Annotated in this window: 2 protein-coding genes; both read right to left on the bottom strand. The window is 71.7% G+C overall.

Features of this window, described 5'->3' with window-relative positions; translation table 11 throughout:
- Positions 1-860: NADH:flavin oxidoreductase/NADH oxidase (locus PK789_RS09465; RefSeq protein WP_324308512.1), on the bottom strand; the 860-nt coding region annotated here is incomplete at its 3' end.
- A 90-nt stretch (positions 861-950) separates the two neighbouring features.
- Positions 951-1,397, bottom strand: a complete 447-nt coding sequence (locus tag PK789_RS09460; protein WP_223625447.1) for an EamA family transporter — start codon at positions 1,395-1,397, stop codon at positions 951-953.
- Positions 1,398-1,572: the final 175 nt, after the last annotated feature.

Below are 1,572 nucleotides of genomic sequence, written 5' to 3'. Positions count from 1 at the left end.
GCGAACGGCAACTGGTAGCCCGGCCCCACGGCGATCTTCTGGGCCGGATGCAGGCCGCCGCTGGAGACGTGGATGAAGTGGCAGCCGTGGGCCTCCAGCGCACGCGCCAGCGCGATGCTCTGCGGCAGGTCCCAGCCGCCGTCCACCCAGTCGGTGGCGGAGATGCGCACGCCCACCGCCATCGTGGCCGGCACCGCCGCGCGGACCGCGTCGAACACCTCCAGCAGCAGCCGCATGCGGTGCGCCAGCGGACCGCCGTAACCGTCTTCGCGGCGGTTGCTGAGCGGCGACAGGAACTGGTGCAGCAGGTAGCCGTGCGCGGCGTGGAGCTCGATCGCATCCAAGCCCAGCCGGGCGGCACGCCGCGCCGCGTCAACGAACGCCTGCACCACGCGGGCGATGCCCGCGGCGTCCAGCGCCGCCGGCAGCGGGTCGTGCTCCGCATAGGGCAGCGCGGACGGCGCCACCACCTGCCAGCCGTGCGTCGCCCCCGGCGCGATCGCGCCGCCACCGTGCTCCCACGGCCGATGGGTGGAGGCCTTGCGCCCGGCGTGCGCCAGCTGCACGCCCACCGGCATCGGCGACCAGCGCCGCACGCTGGCCAGCGCCTGCGCGAACGCGGCTTCGCAGGCATCGTCATAGAGACCGAGGTCGGCCCAGCTGATGCGGCCCTCCGGTACCACGGCCGTGGCCTCGGTCAGCAGCAGGCCGGCCCCCGACTGGGACAGCGTGCCCCAGTGCTGCACGTGCCAGTCGTTGGCCCGGCCCTCGCTGCTGGCGTACTGGCACATGGGCGCGACCACGATGCGGTTGGCCAGCGTGAGCGGCCCGAACGAAACAGGGGTGAACAACCGCGCCATGGCAGATCTCCAACAGACAATCGCCGACTATGTATTGCACGGCGGCGATGCATCAAGCACACCCGCAGAACACAGCCTTGCGGGTACCGCTCAGGCGGCGGGTGCCTTGTGCAGCGCGATCAACAGCACCCCGGCGGCCACCAGCGCGATGCCCAGCCATTCCTGCACCGCCGGCCGCTCGCCCAGCAGCGCATACGCGAAGACCGCCACCAGCACCACGCTCAGCTTGTCGATGGGTGCCACCTGCGACGCATGCCCAAGCTGCAGCGCGCGGAAGTAGCACACCCACGACGCGCCCGTGGCCAGCGCCGACAGCGCCAGGAACAGCACCGTTTTGGCGGACAGCGACAGCGGATTGGTCCACTTCCCGGTCAACCACACGAACGGCGCCAGCACCCCCAGGATGAACACCGTCCGGAGCAGCGTGGCGAAGTCCGAATCCACGCCGCGGATGCCCACCTTGGCGAAGATCGCGGTCAATGCCGCGAAGCACGCCGACAGCAGCGCCCACAGCAACCAGCCCGATGGAGCCGTCATGGGAAGCCCTCCTGTTCCTCGCCCGTCCAGGCCCTAGCGTAGCGCTGCACGGCGCCCGTTGGCTGCGGCCCCAGCCGGGTCAGCCGCGCTTGCGCGCCGCCCGCTTCGGCTTCGCCGCCGGCAGCAGGCTGGTCAGCGCCTGGTAGCGCTGGAACAGGAAGGCCACGCGCTCGGC

This window comes from Thermomonas sp., assembly GCF_035369645.1.
Lineage (GTDB): Bacteria > Pseudomonadota > Gammaproteobacteria > Xanthomonadales > Xanthomonadaceae > Thermomonas.
This window is presented reverse-complemented; position numbering and strand designations above follow the sequence as displayed.